Origin of the sequence: Mesorhizobium sp. M4A.F.Ca.ET.090.04.2.1, from assembly GCF_003999085.1 — a bacterium.
GTDB lineage: Bacteria > Pseudomonadota > Alphaproteobacteria > Rhizobiales > Rhizobiaceae > Mesorhizobium.
Map to the genome: position 1 here is coordinate 1 of NZ_RZOT01000385.1, position 5,888 is coordinate 5,888.

Sequence of the window (5,888 nt, forward strand, 5' to 3'; positions counted from 1 at the left end):
GCTGAGCATGGCCCGGCTGCGATTCTAGGATCCGCTGTATGGTCTTAACTGTCTGGTCTCCCTTGGCGTTTGCACCGCAAGCGGCTAGACGGGACCAATGACCGCCGTCTTTGATCCACCCCCTACGCCCCCGGCGGAAATTCTGGCGGTGCTTTCGCTGCTCTGCCCGGAAGTGGTGCGTGACATCGAGCAGAACTGGAATTCACAGGTTTCCGATTACGCCCGCCATCTGTGGCGGCCGGTGGCAAGGCCTGCATCAGGCCCGGCGATCGCTGCCCGCTCGATCCTGCGCGAAGTCCTGCATCAGCGCCTCAGTGTGATTGTGCAGCCTGAGGAGATCGGCAAGGCCCTCGAAGAGTTCGAGCACAGACCGGTGATTCAGTCCGGCCTGCATTGCCTGCTTCTGATGGACCGGATCACCTTCGATGCCCTCCTGCTTGCCTGGCTCGGCGCGGTCGAAAGCGGGCTGTCGGCCTTCTTCGCTTTCATGGGAACGACGATGACCATGGAGACAATTGGCCGGGAGGGGCCGGGCTGGCTCGATGTCGGCGACGACAAGGTCAACCTGTTTGGCATGGGCCGCCACAAACTGTGCCGCAAAAGCGCCTGCGCGGCCGGTCCCGTCTCCCTCAACAAGCGTGCGCTCGAAGCAGTCGGCGATGAAACCGATGCCAGCCGCTGGCTGGGCACGCTGCTTGCCAGCCAAAACAAGGTGTTTGGAACCGCTGCCGATGCGCTGACAGCCCTCAACGAGGATCTGGTCACCAATTGGGATCGTTCCGGCATGGCCCTGCCGGTTTTCATCGATGATCGGCTCGCCGCGGTTGCTGTAGCGCGGCATCTGGAAGATGACGGCAGCCTTCTTTCCAAGCTGCTCATCGAGCCCGCAAGACGCCAGCGCCTCGAGCATGCCTTGCAAGAGGCCGCATCGGGACCATTCGGCAGATTCCTGCCCAATGCCACGGACTATTTCTGGGGTATCCGCGAGCAGCGAGTACGCAAGCTCGTGCTGAAGAACGGGCACCTGATCGAGCCTGACAGGCCGCATGGTCTTTCCATCCCGTTCGAGCGGCCGCAGCTTGGGCAGGCGCTGCTGGATGGCGTGCTGCTGCCGAACTTGTTCCTGATGTTCCTCGCCCTTGCCATATTGCCGCGGGTGCGGGTCGTGGGCGGCCTGAGGCAGATCGGCTATGTAGCGCTTTTCCACTCGATCCTGCTGGCTGCGCTAGACGAAAACGTGCCGCAAGAGCGCGATCTGGCTGCGGAGCTGCAGGTACGGGAAAATGCCTGGGGCACTCGGGTCATTGATGAGAAGACCTCGGTCCGCGAGCAGCTTGCCGGCTTGCCGGAGGGGGCGCTCTTCCCGGACTTGCTTCGGCAATACCGATTGCGGACATTTGCCGAGACGACCGAAGACCTGAAACTGGTTCGTGAAAACGCCCGATGGCGCAAGATCGGCCAGGCAGGAATCAAGGCGACCTGAGCCTCTCACGTCAGGCCCTATTTCAGGGGGATGTTCTGGTGCGCAACCGCAAGCGAGGGCGGCGTCTGATCCAGTCGCATCATTCGAGCACCGCCTCGACAATGGCAACAAAGTCATCGAGCGAGCGATCCCCGCGAACCTCGATGCGCGGAAGGTCGATGGGATCGCAATCGAGGTCCGCCGGCCCGTGTCTACCGCCGAAGCCGATCCGATAGCCGCACTCCCTGGCCAGCCGGCCAAGCCTTCGGTCGGTGACAGAGAAGGGCGCCGCGAACGCCGTGGTTGGCCGACCGATCCACCGTTCGATGACCATACGAGAGCGCAGGAGCTCGGCGGCCAGGCCAGAACTCGACAGACCATCGATGGCGCGATGCGTCGCCAGATGGCTTCCGAAGAACGCACCTTCGGCGGAGAGGCGTCGCACCGTCCCGGCGTCCATAAGCTGCGTCGGCGGGCCGATCTCGGCGTCCCAGCGTGCGCTTTCACCCACCAGGTCCGTCACCAGGAACACTTCCGCGGTCAGGTCGTTCGCGCGCAAGGTCGGCCAGGCATGGTCGGCAAAGTTCTGGAAGCCGTCATCGAAGGTGATGAGCACCGGGCGGCCAACGAAAGGGCTGCGGTTGGCGATGAACCCTTCCAACTGCTCGGAATTAATCGCGTGAAAGCCATTGGCGCGCAGCCATCTCATCTGGCTGGCGAATGCGGTGGGCGTGAGCCGAAAGCGGGCGAGCGCGGCCGGACCATCGTCGGAGACGCTGTGATACATGAGGACAGGGATACGCTGCCGCCGCTCGTTACGCGCGACGTCGCGGCGCAAGGCCCGCGCCCCGCCCCAGACGATATTTCGCGCGACGCTGATTTCGATAGGCGCGCGGATTGGCACATAATCGATCACCGGTTCCGTCGCCACATCGTCCGGCGACAGCCGGCGGAAGCGGTCAATACGGTAGAGCTCGGTCTGGATCGATTGCTCGAGCACGAGACCTTCGGTCGCTGCCAGCGTCTCCGAGATCGCTTTTGCACCGAATGTGTTCCAGTCGAAGCCCGTCCTTTCAACATTGTCACGCAGCACGAATGCGTGCGCGCTGATGAAACTGCCGCCAGGCGCCAATGCTTCGGCGAATTTTTTGGCGATGCGCCGCAGCTCGGCGAGATCATCCAGATAGTAGAGCACTTCCGAACAGAAGATCAGATCCATCCCACCCGGCAGCGTGTCGGCAGCGAAATCCAGTACGCCGAACTCAACATTCGGCTGATCGCTGCATCGCGCGCCCGCCCGCTCGATGGCTATGGCGGAGATGTCAGTTGCGGTCAAACGGCCCACACGCGGCGCCAGCTGCCGCGTGAAGTGGCCCTCCGCGCAGGCCAGCTCAAGCGCCCGTCCGATGGGACCGGCAGGAAGGATTTCGAGCTGCCGCTCATATTTTTCCTGCTCATAGCGCGAACCGTAGCTCCAGGGATCCTCGGTCGCGAAATAGCTATTCCAGAACGCCGTGCGATCACTCCTATCCGTGGTCCGTGCTCGGCGCGGCGTTGCAGGAGGTTCTGCGGGTTCGGCGCTCGACCGAACCAGCTCCAGCGCTTCCGCGGCCAATTGCGCGAGTTTGCCGAAGTGGCTGTCCGGATCAGACCGGCGTTCCGCTGTGGATAATGCCTCGGCACTGTCTGAAAGCCGGTCAGGGGGCAGGATGTCCAGGATCAATTCGATCCAATGATCCGTTGTCACTGTTCCGAGTACGCCGAACTGCACGACAGCGTCGATCTGGCCATCCATGATCAGATGGGCATAGATTTGATCGGTTCCTTCCGGCAGTTCGGTCGAGGTCGGATTTCGAGCGTCGACGCGAAGTCCAAGTGTCCGCGCCAGACTGCGCGGCGCGGCAAGATCGTCGGCCTCGAGAAGCATCTGCTCAAGGTGATACTGGACGCGGCGAGCCGCGGCGGCATTGTCCCAGACCTTGCCGAGTCCGATAATCAACTCAGTAATAGCGCCGCCGAACCTGTCCCACCTGGCAGCCAATTGCGCCGGCACCGACAGGCTCCCTACCATAAGGCCATCGACGGCCACCCTGGCGATCTCACGCGCCCACTTACGTGCTACCGGAAGCGCGCGCAGGGACTGCGGGTCGATCGGGAGCGAGCTGCGGCCGCAATCCGACGCGGTGTTCCACAACGCGAACCATGCGAGGGCTTCGGAGGCGGAGCAGCCGTTCGCTTCTATCGCACCATTGGCGTGAGCCGCTGCCGGGTCTTTGACCCTGGAATCAGGAGAAAAGCCGCGGGCGATCACGATTCCCGCATCTGCCAGCATCTGCGTCGAATCGCGGGAGAGCGAGTTGGGGCTGATCCGATAGAAAGCGAGCGGCTCGTCGACCATTACCCAATTTTTGCCCAGGCGTGCGAGGCGCTGCCACAGATCCCAGTCCTCGCAGGTGCGCAGCGACACATCGAAACCGCCCAACTCGACAATTGTCTCCCGGTCGACCAGCAGCGCGTGAGTACAGACGGCACACTGGCGGGCGAATGTTTCGAAGGGCTGGATCGCGACCTCGGTTGAGATGCTCGACGGGGTGAGTTCGCCATCGGGCATCACACGCCGAGAACCGCAATAGACGGCCGCCGCATCGGCAGCGGTTTCCAGTGCGGCCAGCATTTTCGCAAGGAAGCTGGCATCCACCCAATCGTCCGCATCCAGAAACATGAGCCAGTGGCCGCGCGCTGTCGAAATCCCGCTATTGCGCGCGGCGGCGGCGCTATACGCGCACGACCTCAACGTCCGAAATCGGGCATCGCGCTGCACATAGCCGGCGATGATCGAGGGGGTGCGGTCTGTGGAGGCGTCGTCGACGATGATCGCCTCCCAATCCGCCATTTGCTGATCGAGAAGGCAATCGAGCGCGCGCGCCAGCGTCGCCTCCGCGTTGTGCGCAGGCACCACGATTGAAACCAAGGGGTCATGCGCCACGCCGTCTTACCCGCGCCTGGTTCGAGGGGAGAACAAGGGTTCCGAAACGTAGCCGGCGATTTCCTGGTTCATCGAGCTTTGGTTTTCTTCGGCAAGAGTCGGCTGTCAAAAACGGATGATGGCATCGGATGGCAGTACTGCTCTGTCAAGATCGGCGCGATCCAGAAACAGGCAAAAAGGATCGACCGCAGCTCAAGGCCCGCCCCCTGACTCACCCTGTCATTGCACGATACCGGCTTTGCGGAGCCCGTCCACCGCGACTTCGAAATCGGCAGGGTTCTTGTAGGGCAAGACTTTGCGACGGTATTCCAGCGAATAGTCGGGATTGACGCGAAGCACCTCCTCCCATGCCGCGCGGGCCTCGGCGAAACGGCCCAGATGGCCGTAGCAGGCGGCTAGAAGCGCGCGCGAGACGTCGGTGACGGCGTTGCGAGCCAGCCGTTGCATCAAAAGGTCAACGGCCTCTTCGTACCTCCCTAATTGAAACTGGGCCAAAGCCTGGAAGTGCAGAAGCACGTCCGGAAAGTAGGGATTCAAGGTCTTCCCCCGGGCGAAACTCTCGAGGGCCTCCTCGGATCTGCCCGAATAGTACAGCGCCTCGCCGAGGATGACGTGCCCTTCGGCGAAGTTCGGATTGAGGACGATCGCGCGCTCGGCCTCGTTGATGGCGCCGTCGTGCCGTCGAGTGTACAGCTTAGTGATAGCCAGCGCCCAGTGCGCCCAGGGATTGCTGCCATCCAGCGTTACCGCTTGCGTTGCGACCTCTTCCGCTTGCGCCATCGATTCCGACGGCGACGCACTCCACCTGTTCAGGTAATCGAGTCCGTGCGTGAGGGCGAGGAAAGCGTGAGCAGAGGCAAACGTCGGGTCCAGTTCGATGGCACGTTGCAGGAGGTCGCGGGCTGCGATGTTCGTCTCCCTCGTCAGCCGGTGCCACAGTTCCCGGCCCCGCAGGAAATAGTCATACGCCTCCGTGTCGCGCGAGTGCTCGGGCGCCAGCCGCTGACGGTCACCGTCAGTCAGATTGAGCGCCAGCGCACCGACGATCTGCTGCGTCACGTCGTCCTGCACGGCGAATATGTCGGTCAGGTCGCGGTCGAACCGCTCCGCCCAAAGATGGCCGCCCGTAGTTGCATCGATGAGCTGTGCGGTGATGCGCACCCTGTTCCCCGACTTGCGTACGCTGCCCTCAAGTACATGCCGCACGCCGAGCTTCGCGCCCACCTCCTGCACACGGACGTTCTGGCCCTTGAAGGTGAACGACGAATTGCGGGCGATGACGAAGAGCTGCGACAGTTTGGACAGCGCCGTGATGATGTCTTCAGATATGCCATCGGCGAAGTAGTCCTGTTCGGTGTCCCCGCTCATGTTGGCGAACGGCCGGACGGCGATCGACAGCTTCGGCGGCGCTGCCTGCGTCGGCCGGCTCGGCGCGGCTTC

Annotated in this window: 4 protein-coding genes; 1 reads left to right on the forward strand and 3 read right to left on the reverse strand. The window is 62.8% G+C overall.

All coding sequences use genetic code 11. From position 1 onward, the window contains the following. Window positions 1-256 precede the first annotated feature (256 nt). Window positions 257-394 carry a hypothetical protein gene (locus EN781_RS35495; protein WP_245455429.1) on the reverse strand — a complete coding sequence of 46 codons (138 nt, stop codon included), beginning with the start codon at window positions 392-394 and terminating at the stop codon, window positions 257-259. A 105-nt stretch (window positions 395-499) separates the two neighbouring features. Here EN781_RS35495 and EN781_RS23410 point away from each other — a divergent pair, with 105 nt between their 5' ends. After that, a complete protein-coding gene (locus EN781_RS23410) occupies window positions 500-1,483 on the forward strand; it encodes a hypothetical protein (protein ID WP_245455430.1) in 984 nt (327 codons plus the stop codon). A 79-nt stretch (window positions 1,484-1,562) separates the two neighbouring features. Here the strand turns inward: EN781_RS23410 and EN781_RS23415 are convergent, their stop codons facing one another. Both EN781_RS23415 and EN781_RS23420 read right to left on the reverse strand, forming a co-directional pair. Then, window positions 1,563-4,448, reverse strand: a complete 2,886-nt coding sequence (locus EN781_RS23415; RefSeq protein WP_126058892.1) for a trifunctional glycosyltransferase/class I SAM-dependent methyltransferase/polysaccharide deacetylase — start codon at window positions 4,446-4,448, stop codon at window positions 1,563-1,565. Between the two features lie 219 nt (window positions 4,449-4,667). Continuing rightward, the coding region (locus tag EN781_RS23420) for a tetratricopeptide repeat protein (protein ID WP_127400373.1) at window positions 4,668-5,888 on the reverse strand (1,221 nt) is incomplete at its 5' end.